The following is a 19,486-nucleotide window of genomic DNA, read 5'->3' on the forward strand; positions in this document are numbered from 1 at the left end:
AGTGAAACAAATAATACATTAAGTTTCAGGGCGCTAGTGTAAATCACAGTATATTGAACAAAACAGAAATGATGAGGCACGCATGGCCGGACAAGAAAAAAGATCTTTTAAACTGATGAATGAAGATGAGTTATCACTTGCCCTGATCGATGCCCAGTATGCCCTGCGGGAAAGCCGGGGAACACCGCAGGCTAAAAGTCTGGTCATTTTGGTAAGTGGCATTGAGCTGGCTGGCAAGGGCGAGGCAGTCAAGCAGCTTCGTGAATGGGTGGATCCACGTTATCTGCAGGTCAAGGCTGATCCTCCACATCTATTGACCCCCAAGCTGGCTTTCTGGCAGCCATATAGTCGTTTCATACCTGCAGAAGGGCAGATTGTGGTGATGTTCGGGAACTGGTACAGCGACCTGCTGGCAACAGCTATGCATGTTTCTGAACCGCTTGACCAAGGCATGTATGACAGTTATATCGAAAATATGCGTGCCTTTGAGCAGGACCTCCAGAATAATCATGTCGAGGTTGTTAAAGTCTGGTTTGATCTGCCCTGGAAAAATCTGCAAAAGCGTCTGGACAATATCGATGCTTCAGAATTGCACTGGCACCGCCTGCATGGGCTGGACTGGCGCAATAAAAAACAGTATGAAACTCTGCAAAAGTTACGTCAGCGTTTTACTGATGACTGGCTGATCATTGATGGAGAGGATGAAAAAATCCGTGACCAGCAGTTTGCGCAATCTATATTAGAAGCCATGCAACGCCTGCCAGTCCATCAGGACAATGGAGCAGCTAACTGGAAACAGGCAGCTGTTCCGCAACTATTGCTGGAGCCCCAAAATGAAGAACTGGCAGAAAATGAGTATAAGAGTCGTTTAAAGGAATTAAGTCGTCAGGTTGCAACGGCACTACGTCATGATGAACGTCAGGTGGTAATCGTTTTTGAAGGCATGGATGCAGCTGGTAAAGGGGGAGCCATTAAACGGATTGTTAAAAAGCTGGATCCACGTGAATATACAATTTATAGCATTGCTGCCCCGGAAAAATACGAGCTGCGCCGTCCCTACTTATGGCGCTTTTGGAACAAGCTGGATGAACATGAAGATATCATGATTTTTGACCGCTCCTGGTATGGCCGGGTACTGGTCGAGCGTATAGAAGGTTTTGCCAAACCGGCAGAGTGGCAACGAGCCTACGATGAGATTAACCGTTTTGAAAAAGACCTAACTGACAGTCAAACTCTGGTGATCAAATTCTGGCTGGCGATCAGTAAGGACGAGCAGGCCAAGCGCTTTCAGGCCCGTGCCGATACGCCACATAAACGTTTTAAAATTACAGATGAAGACTGGCGTAACCGCGAAAAATGGGATGAATATTTAAAAGCTGCTGCTGACATGTTTGAGCGGACCAGTCCTGCATGGGCGCCTTGGCAGGTAATTGCGACGAATAATAAAGAAGCCGCTCGTATACAGGTACTCGAAGGCATTCTGAAAAAACTACAGGCTGATTAGTCAGCCTGTAGTTTTTTAATATTGAGTTATAGAGATCATTTTTAAGCTTTTTGCATTTTCTGCTGAATATTTCTAGCCATTTTATAGCTTTCCTCAACATGGGCTTCGGCTATCTTCTTCATGATAATATAACCCAGACTTGCTGCAACAATCTGACCACCGAGCGGAATAAATTTGGTCACCTGTTTAGTCAATACTTTACCGACCATTCCATTTAATGACTGCTTTGCCGCAGTACGGGCAACTACCAAGCCAGAAAATTCTACGCCACGTTTACGCAGCTCATTCCAATGAATTTGTTTGGTTTTTGCGTCATACACACTGATCTGGTCAGGGGTCAGACCAAAACGATGGTTAATTTCCGGCAATAATTGCGATAAAATACCGATGTCAATCACGACATCAAAAAAAGGAATTGGAATTACGGCCGCCCCGGCGGATACGTAAGCACGTTTTTTGACCAGTTCCAGACATTCTTGACGAATCTGTTCTAAATTCAGGGTAGGATCAATGGCATCAGGAATCTTGTCTATTTTCATTATATGAATACCTTATTCAGTGAAGTGTTAATTTTCCAATTGAATCACTATTAAGATACGTATTTCAAAGAAATTTTGTACCTATGGATGATGTAAAAGTGACATGGCCAGCAGATGTTGTACAGTGAATTATCTTTGTGATTTTGTGCACAGAACTTGAATATTTGTTATTAGGGTAAAAAGAATATGGGGATTCATGTTATTCAAAGCCAGCGTATTGACGTATTGGTACACGGGGTGCTTTCTACCTTGGGCCAGCCGGCAGTACATCCGCTTGAAGTCTTGAAAACCCAACACTTTGTGGTACCGACTCCAGCTATCGAGCAGTGGCTGACCCAGAAAATGGCTGAAGAACAGGGCATTAGCGCCAACCAGCTGTTTCACCAGCGTATACGCGGTTTCCAATGGTATGCCTATCAACAGGTACTGGCTGATAAAGATAAGGTCCGTAAAGCCAATATTCCACGTCTGATTATGAAGTGGCGGGTTTATCAGGCCTTGGGTCCTTTTATTGAAGCTGAAAAATTACAGCTAGATCAGCAGCATCCCCTATATCCGATTATTTGCCGGATTTACGATACAGCCGAAGGACTTGAACCGGGTATCATCCGGCAGCTCAAGAAACAAGGCATGCTGTACTGGGTAGCTGAGCAGGTCTCTAGCCTGTTCAGCAACTATATGGTTTACCGTGGCTATTGTACTAAAAAAGGGTGTACAGAAGTTTGTCGTTGTCCAACCAACTGGCTAAAAGCATGGGGGAACAACCAGCCACTTGATATCGAAGCATTATTTTATACAACAGGCACTGAAATCTCTGTCTTTACCTTGAACCAGGCACATGAACTGGAAGGCTGGCAGCGTTGGCTCTGGCAGGAAGTATTTCATGAAGACTTCGAGCTGATGCAGGAAATTGATGCCGAGTTCTGGCAACAGCTGGAGCAGGAAGCAACGCGCAAGCAGGCGCTTAAACGTTTGCCTCAGCAACTGGTGGTATTTACATTACTGGATCTGCCACCGATCCAGTTACAGTTTTTGCGCCGTTTGGGACAATATATTGATGTCTTCATTCTGCACTACAACCCTTCGCAGGAATACTGGGCAGATAGTGTCGATCCGGTCTGGAAAAAGCGTTATGACCTGCGCGTAAAAGAGCGTTTTATCAGCAAAAATCCGCAGGCAACCGATGCCGATATCAAAAAGTTTTTTGAGGATTTCACCCTGCATTTTAATGCAGAAGTCAGAGAGTCGCGTCATCCGCTGCTGACCCGTTTTGGCAAGCAGGCACGTGACCATTTTTCATTGCTGTCGAGTTTATCCTCAGGGGAAGAAGGACAATGGGTAGATGCTTTTGTTGACGAGTTTCCTGATAATCTGCTGGGTAAATTACAGTCAGATATCCTGTATCTGGCAGAACCGCAGAAACATCGATATCCACTAAATGCAACAGATGATTCTATCCAGATTCATGTCTGTCATTCTTCGTTACGTCAGCTTGAAGTCTTAAAAGACCAGCTGACTTACTGGCTCTCGCAAAACTCAAAAGACCAGCAGCGTAGGCCTAGCGATGTTTTAGTGCTGGTACCTAATCTAAAAGAACTTGAACCTTTAATTCGCAGTGTGTTTGCTGTTGCCCCTAAATACGGTATATCTAGCACTGATTCTAATATTTTTCAGGCAGCCAACAGAGAGCGGCAGGTTCATCTGCCTATTAAAATTGCCGGTGTGGCACAACTTGATGCCAGCAATGCTTGGCGCGCAGTTCTGGAACGAATTCAGCTGGTGCGTGGCCGCTTCACCTTGCAAGAATTTTCAGACTGGTTAAATCTGACGGCAACCCAACAGTGTTACGGACTGGATGTCAATCGCAGTGAACGTATGCTGGTCCTGCTGGCTGCAGCCGGCTTTAAACGCGGACTGGATGCCCGGCATTTACAATATAGCCTGAGCCGACATGATGAGGACTTCCGTTTTACATTCAAATTTGCACTAGACCGGCTGGCACTGGGCATTGCTATTCCTGACCATACGATTTTTAATGAAACCCTAAGCTTTGCCCAGGTACAACCGAGTGACTTTGAGCTGATCGCCAAGCTGATCGAAATTTATCAAGACTTTGACCGGCGCCGGGACTGGCTACTGTGCCATGAGCTGGGAGAACGAGTAGTAGTTGAGAGCTGGTTACAGCGTTTAAATGAAGATATTGCAGAATTTGAACAACAGGGCGTTACTGCACTAAAACCGGTACGCGAAATTATTCATAAACAGATTAGAATGCTGACACTGGCCAACTTTTATAGTGAGCAAGAAGAGCAAAATTTACGCGGTATCTGTTTACCCTTGGCATACCTCATTGAAGAAATTAATACAGCGCTCGATGCGCAGATTGAGCAGGCGGAACCTACCGGCCAGATTACCTTTAGCCAGATCGGGCAAATCCGGCCCTTACCGTACCGCTTGGTTGTCATGCTAAACCTGGACAGTGGCACGTTTCCAAGTCGCAGCCAGCGGTTACCTTTTGACCTGATGGATATACTGCGTCCACAGCTGGGTGACCGCTCACGACTGGAAGATGATCAGGGTGCATTTCTAGATGCATTACTGTTAGCTCAGGAAAATTTATGGCTATTTTATAATGGCTTTGATGTTAATGACGGGGAAGTACGTGAGCCATCGAGTACCTTGCAGGAATTTGTACAGCATCTGGCATTGATTGTCGCTTCTGAACAGCCCGATGAGGTGATAGACCAAAAAATTTCCCTGAATGGGATTGAAGTACCCCGACAGCTTCAGCAGCTTTATCACGTTCATCACCTGCAACCTTTTGACCCGGCTGGTTTTGCCACTGAAAAGCTGATCCGCTATCAGGATCAATGGTTTAATGTGGCACAGCACTTACTACAGGCGCGTGGACAACGCCAGCCGTGGGCAAACATACCATATCCGTTAAATACTGAAAATATTAAGGTTCTCCATAGCCAGCAATGGATACAAGATGTCATCTTTCCAGCGCGACTGTATTTAAAGACCTTAGGTGTTGAAAATCTGAGTTCGAGCGAAAGTACAGCCCAGCATGAACCCTTAATACTGGATGGATTAGGCCGCTATGCTATTCGAGATTTTCTCTATCAGCAGAATAGTGTGAGAGAACCACAAATACTGATGCATCAGCTGCCGGTTGGAAAAGTGGCACGTAGTACCTGGCAGATCAGCCTGGCTGAACAGGAAACTTTAAAGGCTCGTCTGCAACGTTATGCACCCGAAGTTACTCCTGTCACCCAGCAGATGTGGAAAGTCAGTGCTGAACTGCATATGCAGATTAATACTCCTCAAGCAGGTATGACTAACTGGGTCAGTATGGAGCCATCTAGCGCACGGGCTAAGCGCCGCGCCAAAGTCTGGCTTGAATATCTTTTATGGTTGGCTTATTTGAACCAGTCAGAAGAGACAAGCCGAAAATTACAGCGTGTGGTCGTCTTCAGTGACCAGACTGTAATCTGTGTGGGTGTCTGTTCAGCAGAAGCACGAAAGCTGCTTGATCCTTGGTTTAAGGCTTGGCAATATGGCCAAAGTCAGCCGCTGGTTTTACCGGCTGCCCTGATATTAAGTGTGGCTGAAAAGGGTAAAAAGCATGAATGGACTGAAAATGAAGCTGGCCAGAAAGTCATTAATAATTTTGATGCGCTGTTAAAAGACTGGAATGAAACCCATCAGTACAGTTCATTTTCCGCAACAGAAAATGAGGCGGTACGGCTCCACCGTGACTGGCAGTTTATCTTGCAGGAACAGGACGCCACTGCCTTACTGGAGCATTGCTGTAAAACTTTCTCTTATGAGTTATATGCACCTATTTTTGAATATCAGCGGGTTGAAACAACATGAATGAGCCACAGGCTATTTCGGAATATCCGATTGCTGATATGTATTTCTCTGGCCTGCATCTGATTGAGGCCTCGGCTGGCACAGGAAAAACTTATACCCTGTCTAGCCTGATAGTGCGTATTCTCATTGAGAAATATCTTCCCAACCAGATTATTGCCACCACTTTTACCCGAGCAGCGGCAGCTGAACTAAAAAGCCGGATTCGTAGCCGTTTGGTAGAAGCCTATCAATATTTTAATGATTGTCAGGATTTGACAGAAATTGAAATGTTGCATAAGGCGGAACAGGAAAAAGATCCCCTGTATCAGGTGCTCTGTAAACAATTTTCGACACAGGTTGGTTATGTCTGCGAACGACTTAAACTGGTCATAGACCAGCTGGATGAACTGTTTGTCAGTACGCTGGACAGTTTTAGCCAAAAATTGCTGCGTGAGTTTGCCTTTGAAAGTGGCAAAATTGAACGGGCACAGTTAACTGAAGATGCTAAGGCCTATAGTCAGCAAATCGTCCATGACATTTTAAGAGAGTGGATTCAAGCTCAGCCGCAGCCCTTGATTGACTATTTACTGTTAAGCAAACAGCTCAAAAATACTGACGGTTATCTGGCGATTGTAGAAAACAGCCTGAATTTCTCTTCAGCCCAGTTTATGCCTGTTGCCGCACCAGTCATGGATTTGGAACAGTTTGAAGCGGAGCTGGATCTCTTGTTAAAACTGGATCTGTCTTTAGTAGAAGGGCTAGCCGATTATTATCGGGCAGATGGACAGCACAATAGTATAGTCGGAAAAAAATGGCGGACTGAGCAGTTAATGGAAACAACGCTGTGTCAGAATCTGCCAGATTTTATTAAGGCTTTACATACCCAGCGTTCTTATGCCTTATTTGCAGCACACTGGACCGATATCTTTAAGTGTATTACAGATCTGGCCACAAAAAAGGTTCTAAATAAATGTGCTGCCGAGGTGCTGGAATACTTTGAAAATCATCAGATTATCCAGGGTCTGCGCCGGTTTTGCGAATGTGTAGCCAATTTAAAAACTGATCTTTCCCGGTTAGATACCTATTTACAGTTTTATATTAGTCAGGAAGTGCGTAAGCGCCTTCCACAATTACTGCAGCAGCGTGGGGAAACCACATTTTCACAGCAAATCCGGACTTTGGCTGAGGCTTTGCAGGGTGAACAAGGTCAGCGTTTTGCAGTGTATGTCCAAGCCCGTTATCCCCTGATTGTGGTCGACGAATTTCAGGATACCAATCAGGATCAAGATAATATGCTGGCCAGTATCTGGCGGCATCCACAGCGACATCAGCACAGCTGTATGATTATGGTCGGTGATCCAAAACAGGCAATTTATGGTTTCCGGGGCGGAGACATGCTGACTTATATCAAGGCCCGGCAGGATGTTTTAATCAAACAGGGTAAACTCTATACCTTAAGACAAAACCACCGTTCAGTTCCTGAACTGGTAGAAGTGGTCGATGCGCTATTTCAACGTGAAGTCAACTTTGGTGAAGAGGTTATTTATACCCCGATTCAGGCAGGAGCACGTCAGCATCCGCCTTTGACCGACCGGCAGCGTAAAAACTACTGTCCACTACGCTGGGTCCAGCTTAGTGATAAAAACAAAGAGGCCGAACAGGTTGCCTGGAAGATTCGTCAATTATTAAATCATGGTATAGCCAAAGAGTTGTTATTTGACGAGTCGGGCGGTCAGCGTCCTCTGAATGAAAATGATATTGCTATCCTGTCCAAGAATCATGATGGGCTAGACAAAGCCCAGTATGCTTTAGAGTCTTTAGGTATCCGGGTTAACCGGCCTTCTAAGCGTAGCGTATTTGACTGCCAAGTGGCCCGTGATGTTGGAGCACTGTTGACGGCTATCATGCATCCGTATGATGAGGGTAAGGTTAAACGGGCTTTACTGAGCCGGTTACTCGATTTTAATTTGCAAAGTCTGGTCGAGCTGGAGCAGCGCACTGATGGTTTGAGCAGTTTTATACACAAGTTTGATGATATCCGTGAATTATGGCTGGAACGTGGTTTCCTGAGTGCCTGGCAGTACTGTCTGCAACATTTTCAGGTCTGGCAGAAACTGGTAGCCATTGCCAGTAAAGATAACGAAAGGGCTGTAGTAAATCTGCGGCATTTAACCGAAGTACTGAGCCAGCATAGCGAAATTTATCCGGGTGCCAAGAATCTGTATTATTGGTATTTTAAACAGTTACAGTCACCAAGCGAGCGAGAATGGGAACTGGAACGACGCCTGTCTAATGAAGCAGGTGTACAACTGATGACCATTCACCAGTCAAAGGGACTGGAATTTAAGGTGGTATTTTTGCTGGGTGCTGACAAAGCATTTAAGGAAATGAATAAAACCCTGAATTTCTCTACGGTTGAGCAGTTAAACCCTGTAACAGGTCAGCTTGAAAAGCAGCGGGTTATTGCGGTAGCAGACAAAAACCTGCTAGATGAAAATGCAGTAAACCAGCATCAGGAACGTGCAGCAGCAGAAAACCGCCGTCTCTGGTATGTGGCCTTAACCCGCGCCAGTCACCGTGTTTATGCCATGCTGCAAGATACTGAAGGTAAAGCCAAGGACAGCCTGGCTTTCTGGCGTAATCGGACAGAGCCTTTTGTACATCGTCACTGCATGGATGAGCCGCTTCTAGAGCAGCTACCGGCAAAAGTTTCTGCCAGTTCGGTCTCAAAGCAAATCAGTGTCCAAGCCTTGAATCTGCCCCAGCAGCGTTTTTATCCTCGGGCCAAAACCAGCTTTAGCTATCTGGCGCAGCATCTCAAAACTAGAAAAATCTTTGATCCGCTTGCAAATGAAGTAAAGCGACCAGAAAGTGCCGAAGACGAGTTGCATGTAGTAGATAAAGTGTACTTACCGGCAACCCAGCCCTTAAGCTGGATCAAACAGAACTTTCCAATGGGTACTGTTGCTGGTAATTTCCTGCATGAGATTTTTGAGCATATTGATTTTCAGGAGCCGGCAGACTGGATACTGGAAATCCGCCGCCGTTTTAAAAATGATTATAGTGGACTGTGGAATGAATTACGGGACAAATATCAGCGGGATTTTCCCGAACAGGCAGAAGATGAACAGCTACTGTTAAACTGGCTGGCAGAGTGGCTCCAACAGGTACTTGCCACCCCATTACACGCAGGTTTTAAGTTAAAGCAGTTACAACCGGAACAGCATTTGGCTGAATTTCCGTTTTGTCTGGCACTTTCAGATCATGTACTGGCAATTCAGCGAATTCACCAGCTGTTTGCTGAATACGGGATTGATATGCCTGAACTAAATCCTGCCGAATCCGCGCGTTATCTGAATGGTTCCATCGATCTGGTTTATTTTGATGGTCATCAGTATCATATTGCCGATTATAAGAGTAATTTTCTGGGTAGTGATCAGTCAGACTATAATCATGCCTCAATCCGAGCCAGTATGTCACATTCAAGTTATTGGTTACAGGCTGGTCTTTATCTGGTTGCACTGCATCGTTATCTGAGTATACAGATGCAAAATTACGAGATCAGCCGGGATCTGGGCGGAGCAAGCTATCTCTATCTGCGTGGCATGAACGGTCAACCGGATCATGGCGTGTATCACTGGAAACCCAGTACAGAATTTATCCTGCGACTTGATGCTTTATTAGGTTATTTTATTGAAGATAAAATGAGTAAAATTGCTTAATAAGTTATTTGAAATATTTTATAAACAAAAATTTAACTTGTGGATAAATTTGTTTATAACTCTGTAGATAACTATGAGGATAACTGTGTGGAAAATAAACAGCTTCATGAAAACTCCCAACAGCAATGGATCAGTACATGGAGCAGTTTTATTACACAGGCCCCTTTTCATGCGGGTGAAAAACATGAAAATGCTACTAATATAATTGTCCAGGTTCTCGAGGCTCTTCAGCAGGGCAATAGCTGTATTGAAGCCACCGAGGATCAGGTCAAGGTTTTAAATAATCTGGTAGGATTTGAGCAGCAGGAGCACTTGCCGGTTGCGCCATTTATATTTGATGGTAGCTCATTATACTTGTACCGCTACTGGAACTTGGAAACCCGACTGGCAAAGCAGATTGAACGCCTGTGGCAGCAGCAGATTCCTCCGGTTGACCTGACTGCCTATTCTGGGCTGTTACAAGATAAATATCAGAAATCTGCTCTGACAATGGTTGCCGGAAAAATACTGAGTATTATTACTGGCGGACCGGGAACAGGCAAAACCTATACACTGGCACGTATTATCGCGGTTCTTAACCAGGCTATTCCCGATATCCGTATTGCTATGGCAGCGCCTACGGGAAAGGCTGCCCAGCGTATGCAGGAAGCACTACGTTATTCTTTTCAAGATCCCAAATTACTGGAATCTGGTTTGATCACACAGAGCCTGCAAATGCAGACTACTCAAACCATTCACCGGCTGCTTGGGCTGGGTCAAAACCAGCAACCGCGTTTTCATAGCCGGCAGCCGTTACCTTATGATGTTATCGTTATTGATGAAGCTTCCATGCTTGACCTGGAGCTCGCGACCTTACTATTTGAAGCTATACCAGATCACTGCCGGCTTATTTTACTTGGAGATGCTCAGCAGTTAGCCTCAGTTGAAGTAGGCTCGGTTCTTGCTGACCTGCAACAGATTCCTGCCTTGGCGGAACACCGGGTCCATCTGGTAAATAGCCGTCGTTTTACAGAAGATGCACTTATTGGAAAAATGGCCAAGTTTATCCAGCAGTTTCAAGCTGGAAAACCTCATACAGAGATTCTGGATTATTTCCAGCAACAGATTGTACCGGCTGACCAACTTTCAGCTATTACATTAAGTCATGATATGCAGGATCAGGTACAACTTGAATTCTTGCCTGCTTCAGCTCAAAGCCTGAATTGGACAGAATTCTATGAAAAACTGATGCAGGGTTATTTACCTTATCTTAAAGCACTTAAAAATTATTTACAGGCAGAAGAAACTTCTGAGGATACAGTCAAACCTCTGGTTCAGGCATTTGACCATTACCGACTGCTTGCAGCTACCCGACACGGGGCATTAGGGCTTGAGAAACTTAATCAGTATGCTAAACAATGGCTGAATCAGGCTTTGAAAACAATTGCAGTAGGTGACTGGTATATTGGCCGTCCAGTTATGATGACCTATAACGACTATCAGCTGGGGCTTTCAAATGGTGATATCGGTATCTGTGTTCGACATCGGGAGCATCCTGACCAGTTTGAAGTTTATTTTCCCAGTCTGAACAAATGGGTGGCTGCTACACGGCTACCTAAAAATATTGAAACAGCATTTGCGCTGACTATTCATAAGTCACAAGGCTCAGAATTTACTCATACCGCAGTTGTATTAGACCAGACAGCGAAAAACTTGTTAAGTCAGGAACTGATTTATACAGCCATTACTCGAGCTAAGAAAGTAGTGAGCTTACTGGTAGACACGGAAGCATTTGTCCAGTCTTTAACAGTAAAAACCACCCGTAAAAGTGGATTGGTTAGTAAAATTAATAGAAAACTAAGTTTGTGAAATAAAAGTTAATAATAAGCCTTGTTGTAAGTTTTTGCTTACATCAATTCGAGAAATTAGCGCCTAGAGCTAATGCAGAGTTTCTGAGATGATGGCTTCACATAAAAAGCCTAGCACGGAAAGCTAAGCAATAATCGCATTATAACTATAATCAGTCGAATGACAGCGAACTTGCATGAAGTAAGTGAAAAAGAGGAAACTTACAGCCGCTAAGCCTTGTAGTTTTGGGAGAGACTACAAGGCTTTTTTATTGCTTGTTAAAATGTCAAAAGGACTCAACCATAAATACACCAATAGATAAAATTTACTCATTTGTAGGTTTTAGCTTACATATTGATACGTAAAATACGACTTTTATACATAATTAGATCTGACAAAATATTACACATAAGGAAATATACAATTATATACAGGACATTATTAATTCATTCATAATAAGATTGGCTTAAAGAAGTTAAGAACAACTATAAATTAAAGAATAATAACGAGAAAAGAAGAAACTACAGCGCAAAAAAAGCCCAAGCCTAGCTTGGGCTTTTTTTTAAATAATTATTTTTAGAATTGGCAAAATATATTATCTTTAAAAAGTTTAATAAAGTACTAAAATAATTAAGGGATTCTGTGAGTTTCAATTTTATAAAACATAAGAGATATTCATAAAAAATTTAAGGCGGAGAAAAATCATAAATCGGTCAGGGTAAAGGGTTAAATCAGAAAAACAGCCTGCAATTTTTGCAATTAGAGCGTTTTTCGCTTAAAATATGACGCTTGCTGTAGTGATGCACGGCAGTCAGTTTGGCTCGGTCAAACTGGTAGGTATCAAAACTCTTTTCAAAGCATCTCGGAGAAATCGAATGGCTTTAACAAATCAAGATCGCGCAGAGATTGTTGCTAAATTTGCTCGTGCTGAAAACGACACAGGTTCACCGGAAGTTCAAGTAGCTTTGCTGACTGCTCAAATCAATGATTTACAGACTCACTTCAAAGCTCATAAACATGACCATCACAGCCGTCGTGGTCTGATCCGTATGGTTAACCAGCGTCGTAAGCTACTTGATTACCTTAAAGGTAAAGACACTACACGTTATAGCGATTTGATTGCTGCTCTAGGTCTGCGCCGTTAATCTGGCAATTCCTATTTTGTTTTCGGTAAGTCGAATGATCAATTTTTCGTTTGCTGAGAATGAAAGTGTATCTGCTTTTGCAGGTTAAAGTGAGAAGGGGCGAATAGTTCGTCCCTTCTTTTGTGTTTAAAACTAGTGAGGTGCGGCTTCTAAGCTTTGTCATTTATCATTGCTGTCGGGAATGATATGAATGTCAAACCTTAGGGGCCTCCACTAGAATAAAATCAGGATATTAAAATATATGTCGATGTTTAACATTGTCCGTAAAGAATTTCAATTTGGTCAGCATCAGGTTGTACTGGAAACTGGCCGTGTAGCACGTCAGGCGAATTCCGTGCTGATCACTATGGGTGGTGTTTCTGTACTGGTTGCTGTAGTTGCTCAACCGACTGCCAAAGCTGGTCAGGACTTTTTTCCACTGACTGTAAACTATCAAGAAAAACAATATGCTGCTGGTCGTATCCCGGGCGGCTACGGTAAACGCGAAGGCCGTGCATCTGAAGCTGAAACTCTGATCTCACGTCTGATCGACCGTCCAATTCGTCCATTGTTTCCAGAAGGTTACTACAACGAAATTCAGGTAACTGCGACCGTTGTTTCTTCTGACAAGACCATGGATGCCGATATCGCTGCTATGCTGGGTACTTCAGCTGCGTTGTCAATCGCTGGTACACCATTTCGTGGCCCAATCGCTGGCGCACGTGTTGGTTTAATTAATGGCGAATATATTCTTAACCCGAACCATGAACAGTTAAAAGAAAGTGATCTTGATCTCGTGGTTGCTGGTACTGAAACTGCGGTACTGATGGTGGAGTCTGAAGCCAAAGAGCTTTCAGAAGACCAGATGCTGGGTGCAGTACTCTTCGGTCATGATGAAATGCAGATTGCTATTCAGGCAATTAAAGAATTTGCAGCAGCAGCAGGCGCGACTGAGTCAACCTGGGTTGCACCTACTAAAAATGATGCACTGCTTGAACAGCTAAAAACTGCTTTTGAAGCTAAAATCTCTGAAGCATATACAATTGCTGTAAAACAGGAGCGTTATGCAGCTCTTGATGCCTTACATGCTGAAGCTATTGCACAGTTTGTTCCTGAAAATGACGAGACTGGTATTGCTGATGAAGTAAACGAACTGTTCGAAGAGCTGAAATATCGTACCGTACGTGACAATATCCTGTCAGGTAAACCACGTATCGATGGTCGTGACACTAAGACTGTACGTGCACTTGATGTACAGGTTGGCGTACTGGAACGTGCTCACGGTTCAGCATTGTTTACCCGTGGTGAAACTCAGGCTCTGGTTACTGCAACACTGGGTAATACCCGTGATGCGTTGATGGTTGATACACTGTCAGGGACCAAAACTGACAACTTCATGCTGCACTATAATTTCCCGGCGTATTCAGTAGGTGAGACTGGCCGTGAATCTGGTCCTAAACGTCGTGAAATTGGTCACGGACGTCTGGCGCGTCGTGGTGTACAGGCTGTACTTCCACCGGTTGACCGCTTCCCGTATGTTCTACGTGTAGTATCTGATATTACCGAGTCAAACGGTTCATCTTCTATGGCTTCTGTCTGTGGTGCTTCACTTGCACTGATGGATGCAGGCGTACCATTAAAAGCTCCAGTTGCAGGTATTGCAATGGGTCTGGTTAAAGAAGGAGAGCGTTTCGCCGTACTTTCTGACATCTTGGGTGATGAAGATCATCTGGGTGACATGGACTTTAAAGTAGCCGGTTCTGCTAATGGTATTACTGCCCTTCAGATGGATATTAAAATCGAAGGTATTACTGAAGAGATCATGGAAGTTGCCCTGAATCAGGCATTTACTGGTCGTATGCATATTTTGAATGAAATGAATAAAGTCATTTCTCGTGCTCGTCCTGAAATTAGTATGCATGCCCCAACATTTGCTGTGATTACAATTAATCCAGACAAGATTCGTGATGTTATTGGTAAGGGCGGCGCGACAATTCGTCAGATTACTGAAGAAACTAAAGCTGCAATTGATATTGAAGATAATGGTACCGTTCGTGTTTTCGGTGAAACTAAAGCTGCTGCGAACGCTGCAATTGCCAAGATTCAGGCCCTAACTGCTGAGGTTGAGCCAGGCAAGATCTACGACGGTAAAGTTATCCGTATTGTTGAATTTGGTGCATTTGTAAATATCATGCCAGGTACTGATGGTCTGTTACATATTTCACAAATTTCAAATGAGCGTATTGCTAACGTGACTGATGTTCTTAAAGAAGGTCAGGAAGTGAAAGTTCAGGTTGCTGATGTAGATAACCGTGGCCGTATTAAACTGACGATGAAAGATATTGAACAAACTTCTAACTAAGTTTGTTATCAATTTGAAATGAAAAGAAAAGCCTGCTTGATGCAGGCTTTTTTTATGTCATGATGCATATGTAAATTTTTATAATAATTATCAGGTATGCAGGTTTATTATTTCTATCGACATCTGAGCGAACAGTGTATTTTTGTGAGTCATCAACCCGAAGAAGGCCACGAGCTTGAGTTTATCTGGATTGATTCGACCCGTGACGATGTAATTAATCATGTTAAAGACTGGCAGAATAAAATTCATGAGCTTTCACAGCTGTCCCTGTCTGAATATCATGTCAAAGATATTTTAAACGTAGAGCATCCATGTACTTTCGATAGTACTGAAGAATACAATTTACTGATCCTTAGAAAACTGGTTACGCCAGATGACCAGATCAAAAATATTGATCTTGGACTGGAACCGCAGGAAAGTGCTTTTGGTCTGGCTACCACGCCAGTCAGTTTTATTTTTAACCCTGATCTATTAATTACAGTGCGGGAAAAAGGCAATACTATACTGGAAGTCTTTATCCACCGGCTTCAGGCCAGCCTCAGTTGCAATATTGATGATCCTGGAAAACCACAAAAACTCGCTACCTCTCCTTTTGATCTGGCATTACGTCTTTTATGTAGCATTATCGATAACTATCTCGATATCCGAATGCCATTAACACGGCGGGTTGAATACTGGCAGCGTGAGTTGCTGCAGGGCAGAAAACGTTTCAAACAGTGGCATCAATTATTTCAGGAAATGACTCTATTTCAGCAAATTGAAAATCTCTGTGAAGAACAGATTGAGGCTATGCAGGAAATCCGTGATGAAATTGTTCAGAACTATCATCATCTAATGGGAGAAGATCTGGTTGATCCTCAGGATATCCTGTTGATTCGACTGGATGATCTAACTGGCCATATTGAACGGGTACAAAAGCATACTACCCGGCTTCGAAACTCCATACAAAGTGCCATTAACCTACATTTCTCTGCTATTTCCAACCAGACCAATGAAAATATGCGGATTCTGGCGATTATTACAACTGTTTTTGCGCCTTTGACCTTATTAACCGGTGTTTATGGAATGAACTTTGAATATATGCCGGGACTCAGTGTAGAGAACGGGTTTTGGCTCATGCTGGTAGCTATGCTATTTTGCACAGTTTTGCTCATTTATCTATTTTACCGGCGACATTTGCTGGGACGGGGAGAGCGCAGTATTCTGGATCTGCTGGCTCAGCAGCATCATCAGCGTAATGTAAACCTGTCCTGGTTACTCGATGAAGAAAGGTATCATTCAGCACAGCAGCAGAGAAAACGGGCCAGATTTAAATTACGTAAATCGGTCGATTAATTTTTCTCTACTCCAGAGTTAAATTTATAGTTTATTTGGCCCAAGTTATACAGCTATTTGGGTTTAAATAAACCAATCTGTTTGCGTAAATGCTGAACTTCATCAATCAGATCTAGCATTACTGCAACTGCAGATAAACTGGCATTAAAATCACGCTGTAAACGGTAAGCCTTCCGGGCACGAGCTACATCTTCGCCCAGAAACTGATATGAAGATTGCTGAGAGCGTACTGGTAAAATATCGTATTCGAGCAATTCTAATACCCATTCCTGACTCTGTCCACACACTTGAGCAAAATGTTCAAGATCTAGCATAGATTGTTCGTCAATAATTTCAGAGTCATGTTGGCCCTGATATACAACTTCACGGTAATGAATAATCGCCATTTTTCATGCTCCTTAATAAGCGCGAGGCTGATAAGATACGAATGCTTCAGCCAGAGATTCATAAGCCTGCTGTTGCTGTGCAGTGGTTGCCGGTGGCACTACAATGTTCAGGATAAGATAAAGATGGCCCGGTGTTTTATTTGGAATTCCCTTATCCTTCAGGCGAAGTTGTTGGCCAGACTGGGCATTTTTAGGCAGGTTTACATTCAATGAATCGGCTGGTGTATTTACGGTAATCGCTTTGCCTAGTGCAGCCTCCCAGGGAGTAACATTGACGGTATAATAAACATCCGTACCATCTACCCTGATTCGGTCAGTATCGCGATACTGTATTTCAATATATAAATCGCCATTCTCGCCGCCATTAATACCGAGCTGACCTTGACCGCTTAGGCGGATTTGCTGGCCTTCTTTCATACCTTTAGGTATTTTAACCTGTAAGGTTTTGCGCTGTACCTCTGGTTCCCCATATGCATTTACAGTCGGAATCTGCAAAGTGATATTTTGAGTCGCTCCCTGATAGCCGACTTCTACATCAATTTCGATCTTGGCGTGCTGGTCTTCACCACGATAACTACGAGGCTCGCGCTGATACTGATAGTGGCCTCCACCAAATCCTGTACCGAAACGACCAAAAAGGTCTTCAAAACCATTAAAATCTGAAGCATCTCCTTGAGAAAAACCTTGCCGATAGAAACGGCTGCCATCAAAGCCACCCTGACCTGCATTCTGATTAAAGCCAGAGAAGCCTTGTGGATGATCCAGCATCTGGTCATATTCAGCCTTTTTTTTCGGATCACTTAACGTATCATAGGCAACATTAATGGCCTGCATCTGTGCTTCCGCATCTGCTTCTTTACTGACATCAGGATGATATTTACGGGCCAGTTTTCGATAACTTTTCTTGATTTCTTCAGGACTGGCATCTCGTGAGATACCCAATTGTTCATAATAATTTTTTTCCATAGATCAGCTCTACGTCTATTCATTTATCTGTTTTAATTCATTATTGGAGTTGTATAAAAAAAAGCCAGAGTAAAGCATTAGTTATATTGTTTCAAAGCGTGACAAAAAAAGCCCCGAGAACTGGAGCTTTTTGATTTAAGTTTCAATTAAATATTCTAGTATTTAACCCAAGTCACACTACGGCCTACGACGGATACACCTACGTAGCCTCTTAGCGTGAGGTGTTTGCCATTTGCATTGACCTTGGCCTTACCCTTATAAATTTTTCCTCCGATCGGATCAAGTACACGACCATCAATGTATTCATATGGATTATTTGGATTCTGTTTAAAGTTATAAATAAAGGGAAGGCCAATAAAAGGCTTACCTTTTAAATCACCTGGACAGTTTTCACATATTTCCATTTTTGGGCGGCCAGGTACTGCACGAGTTTCTACGATTGTGCCGGTATAAGTACCATCTGCATTTTTCTTGACCATTACATCAGCGCGGGAATAGCCCGTCCGGTCATCTACCGTTTTCCATTTACCGACTAAAGGATCAGCGCTTGCAAAACTTAAAGTGCTGATCGTTGTAAAAAAGATCCCCGCAGCCATGCAGGACAATAGTTTCTTCATGAAATGAACCCCAAATATAAAATAATAATTTTTTCAGTCTTGTTTTAGAGTAAAACGCCTAATTTATAACGGCTCATCTTTAAAATTTCAACTAAAAAATCAATAGGATATTGCGATAAGGAGAAAGTAGTAAGACAGTCATAAAATCTGAGCCAGCTTTGGTATAGAGGAAGTTAAATTTTTTATTTATTAATCAAAAACTTATTTTTAGATAAAGATATAAGAACTTCAATATTAAAGCGTGAGAAACAGGTAAGCGAATAAGGAAAATAATAAAAAAGCCCTAAGGAATTAGGGCTTTAAAATTCTGATTCTTAGTAATTTTTAACTGAGATGTTCGCCAAACAGGCCCAAGGCTTCTTCAGCAGTGAAAGTATATTGTGCCTGGCAGAACTGGCAGTCCATTACGATTGGATTCTGGAATTCAAGTGTTTCACGCACAGCACTTACGCCAATCTGTTGAAGAGCAGCAGCACAACGCTCTTTTGAACAGGTACAGCCAAAACGTAAATGTTCAACCTCAGGCAAGCGGACGTCCTCCTCGTTATAAAGACGATAAAGTATTTCCTCGGCGCCAAGTTCGGTCAGTTCTTCCGATTTTAATGTTTCAGTCAGCATGGTTAACCGTGGCCATAAGTCTTCATCCACGATTTGCTGTTCTTCTTCACTGTTACGTGGTAAAAGCTGAATCAGTAAGCCACCGGAACGCTGTTCATTACTGGCCAACACTAACCGGGTCGGAATTTGTGCAGACAGGTCATAATACTGCATGAGACATTCTGCTAAAGTTGAACGGTCAAGCGGTACAATCCCTTGGTAGCGTTCACCAAATTCGGGTTCGATATTGATAAAGAGCACTGGATTGACCAGAGAGCTGAGTACGACACTACTATCTATGGCCTCGCCAAAACGTGGATCTTCTTCATACTCAGCCAAGGCGCGGACCTGACCTAAATGAGTACACTCAGCCATAGCCCATTTAAAAGTACCGGCAGCCTGAATTTGTAAACTGATACGGCCCTTAATTTTCAGGGTACTGGCCAGCAGTGCAGTCGCACTTAGCATTTCACCAATTAACAGCTGTACGGCGGGTGCATAGGGACGCTGTGCCAGAATAGTTTGTAAGGCTTCTTCAAGATGAACAACTTCACCACGAACAGGGCTATTCTCAAGATAGAAGCGTTGACGTAAATCAGACATAAATTTCTCCAAACCCTGTCTTTATGGTGTCTTTATTTTAAAATAC

12 protein-coding genes are annotated in these 19,486 nt (G+C 43.3%); 7 read left to right on the forward strand and 5 right to left on the reverse strand.

Annotated features, from left to right (window positions below):
* The first annotated feature begins 82 nt into the window (after nt 1-82).
* Nucleotides 83-1,504, forward strand: coding sequence for a polyphosphate:AMP phosphotransferase (gene pap / locus ACRAD_RS01480; RefSeq protein WP_005023111.1), 1,422 nt, complete (start codon nt 83-85; stop codon nt 1,502-1,504).
* Between the two features lie 41 nt (nt 1,505-1,545).
* On the opposite strand, the gene ACRAD_RS01485 is transcribed toward pap, so the two are convergent.
* A complete protein-coding gene (locus tag ACRAD_RS01485; protein ID WP_005023114.1) occupies nt 1,546-2,043 on the reverse strand; it encodes a hypothetical protein in 498 nt (165 codons plus the stop codon).
* A gap of 186 nt (nt 2,044-2,229) precedes the next feature.
* Here ACRAD_RS01485 and ACRAD_RS01490 point away from each other — a divergent pair, with 186 nt between their 5' ends.
* The 6 genes from ACRAD_RS01490 to ACRAD_RS01515 all read left to right on the forward strand — a co-directional run bounded on the left by ACRAD_RS01490 (nt 2,230) and on the right by ACRAD_RS01515 (nt 16,271).
* Nucleotides 2,230-5,922 (forward strand): exodeoxyribonuclease V subunit gamma, encoded by a 3,693-nt coding sequence (locus tag ACRAD_RS01490; RefSeq protein ID WP_005023116.1) that lies wholly within the window; start codon nt 2,230-2,232, stop codon nt 5,920-5,922.
* Complete coding sequence (locus ACRAD_RS01495; protein WP_005023118.1) at nt 5,919-9,623, forward strand: UvrD-helicase domain-containing protein; 3,705 nt, start codon at nt 5,919-5,921, stop codon at nt 9,621-9,623. The genes ACRAD_RS01490 and ACRAD_RS01495 overlap by 4 nt, the downstream gene beginning before the upstream one ends.
* 87 nt (nt 9,624-9,710) lie before the next feature.
* On the forward strand, nt 9,711-11,471 hold the full coding sequence (gene recD / locus ACRAD_RS01500) for an exodeoxyribonuclease V subunit alpha (protein WP_016801151.1): 1,761 nt from the start codon (nt 9,711-9,713) through the stop codon (nt 11,469-11,471).
* A gap of 854 nt (nt 11,472-12,325) precedes the next feature.
* Nucleotides 12,326-12,595 (forward strand): 30S ribosomal protein S15, encoded by a 270-nt coding sequence (rpsO, locus tag ACRAD_RS01505; RefSeq protein ID WP_005016930.1) that lies wholly within the window; start codon nt 12,326-12,328, stop codon nt 12,593-12,595.
* Between the two features lie 247 nt (nt 12,596-12,842).
* Nucleotides 12,843-14,936 (forward strand): polyribonucleotide nucleotidyltransferase, encoded by a 2,094-nt coding sequence (gene pnp, locus ACRAD_RS01510; protein ID WP_171057104.1) that lies wholly within the window; start codon nt 12,843-12,845, stop codon nt 14,934-14,936.
* A 96-nt stretch (nt 14,937-15,032) separates the two neighbouring features.
* Nucleotides 15,033-16,271: a magnesium transporter CorA family protein gene (locus ACRAD_RS01515; protein ID WP_005023124.1), complete on the forward strand. Its 1,239-nt coding sequence runs from the start codon at nt 15,033-15,035 to the stop codon at nt 16,269-16,271.
* Nucleotides 16,272-16,324: 53 nt separating this feature from the next.
* On the opposite strand, the gene ACRAD_RS01520 is transcribed toward ACRAD_RS01515, so the two are convergent.
* The 4 genes from ACRAD_RS01520 to hslO form a co-directional block, all read right to left on the reverse strand.
* Nucleotides 16,325-16,657, reverse strand: a complete 333-nt coding sequence (locus ACRAD_RS01520) for a chaperone modulator CbpM (protein ID WP_005016922.1) — start codon at nt 16,655-16,657, stop codon at nt 16,325-16,327.
* Nucleotides 16,658-16,669: 12 nt separating this feature from the next.
* Nucleotides 16,670-17,623 carry a DnaJ C-terminal domain-containing protein gene (locus ACRAD_RS01525; RefSeq protein WP_005023127.1) on the reverse strand — a complete coding sequence of 318 codons (954 nt, stop codon included), beginning with the start codon at nt 17,621-17,623 and terminating at the stop codon, nt 16,670-16,672.
* Nucleotides 17,624-17,778: 155 nt separating this feature from the next.
* A complete protein-coding gene (locus ACRAD_RS01530; RefSeq protein ID WP_005016918.1) occupies nt 17,779-18,240 on the reverse strand; it encodes a DUF2147 domain-containing protein in 462 nt (153 codons plus the stop codon).
* 324 nt (nt 18,241-18,564) lie between these two features.
* Complete coding sequence (hslO, locus tag ACRAD_RS01535) at nt 18,565-19,440, reverse strand: Hsp33 family molecular chaperone HslO (RefSeq protein WP_005023129.1); 876 nt, start codon at nt 19,438-19,440, stop codon at nt 18,565-18,567.
* Between the last annotated feature and the right edge of the window lie 46 nt (nt 19,441-19,486).

The sequence above is a fragment of the Acinetobacter radioresistens DSM 6976 = NBRC 102413 = CIP 103788 genome, assembly GCF_006757745.1.
Classification (GTDB): Bacteria; Pseudomonadota; Gammaproteobacteria; order Pseudomonadales; family Moraxellaceae; genus Acinetobacter; species Acinetobacter radioresistens.

Excerpts from the sequence above, each read along its gene's own strand:
- pap (WP_005023111.1), top strand. The coding sequence starts at position 83 with ATGGCCGGACAAGAAAAAAGATCTTTTAAACTGATGAATGAAGATGAG.
- ACRAD_RS01485 (WP_005023114.1), bottom strand. The coding sequence starts at position 2,043 with ATGAAAATAGACAAGATTCCTGATGCCATTGATCCTACCCTGAATTTA.
- ACRAD_RS01490 (WP_005023116.1), top strand. The coding sequence starts at position 2,230 with ATGGGGATTCATGTTATTCAAAGCCAGCGTATTGACGTATTGGTACAC.
- ACRAD_RS01495 (WP_005023118.1), top strand. The coding sequence starts at position 5,919 with ATGAATGAGCCACAGGCTATTTCGGAATATCCGATTGCTGATATGTAT.
- rpsO (WP_005016930.1), top strand. The coding sequence starts at position 12,326 with ATGGCTTTAACAAATCAAGATCGCGCAGAGATTGTTGCTAAATTTGCT.
- pnp (WP_171057104.1), top strand. The coding sequence starts at position 12,843 with ATGTTTAACATTGTCCGTAAAGAATTTCAATTTGGTCAGCATCAGGTT.
- ACRAD_RS01515 (WP_005023124.1), top strand. The coding sequence starts at position 15,033 with ATGCAGGTTTATTATTTCTATCGACATCTGAGCGAACAGTGTATTTTT.
- ACRAD_RS01520 (WP_005016922.1), bottom strand. The coding sequence starts at position 16,657 with ATGGCGATTATTCATTACCGTGAAGTTGTATATCAGGGCCAACATGAC.
- ACRAD_RS01525 (WP_005023127.1), bottom strand. The coding sequence starts at position 17,623 with ATGGAAAAAAATTATTATGAACAATTGGGTATCTCACGAGATGCCAGT.
- ACRAD_RS01530 (WP_005016918.1), bottom strand. The coding sequence starts at position 18,240 with ATGAAGAAACTATTGTCCTGCATGGCTGCGGGGATCTTTTTTACAACG.
- hslO (WP_005023129.1), bottom strand. The coding sequence starts at position 19,440 with ATGTCTGATTTACGTCAACGCTTCTATCTTGAGAATAGCCCTGTTCGT.